This is a genomic window from Aromatoleum toluolicum (assembly GCF_012911005.2).
In the GTDB taxonomy this organism is placed as follows: Bacteria; Pseudomonadota; Gammaproteobacteria; order Burkholderiales; family Rhodocyclaceae; genus Aromatoleum; species Aromatoleum toluolicum.
Window position 1 is genome coordinate 1 of sequence record NZ_WTVS01000260.1, and the last position, 398, is coordinate 398.

Genomic DNA, 398 nt, shown 5'->3' on the forward strand with positions numbered 1-398 from the left:
CAAATCCATGACGGGCCACTTGCTCGGTGGTGCGGGGGGGATTGAGAGTGTGTTCACCGTGCTGGCACTGCATGAACAAAAAGTGCCGCCCACCATCAACCTGTTCAACCAGGATCCGGAGTGCGATCTCGACTACTGCGCCAATACGGCGCGGGACATGAAGATTGATGTGGCCGTCAAGAACAACTTTGGCTTTGGCGGCACCAACGGAACGCTGGTATTCAAACGCGTCTGATTGCGCGCACATACCAATCTCGGATCCGGTGGCAATACGTATCGCTCGTGGGCCTGCGGGCGATGTGTCATTGACTGTGGTGTCGGTCTGTCATCGAGTTGGCGCTTGATTCGTCCGTCGAAGGGAGCTGTCTTGTGACGCGGCTTTCGAGGCGGCCTCCCTC

At 57.8% G+C, this 398-nt stretch carries 1 pseudogene; it reads left to right on the plus strand.

Annotated elements, in window-relative coordinates:
- Positions 1-235, plus strand: a pseudogene (locus GPA27_RS28645) (beta-ketoacyl-ACP synthase II); the annotation flags it as partial.
- Positions 236-398: the final 163 nt, after the last annotated feature.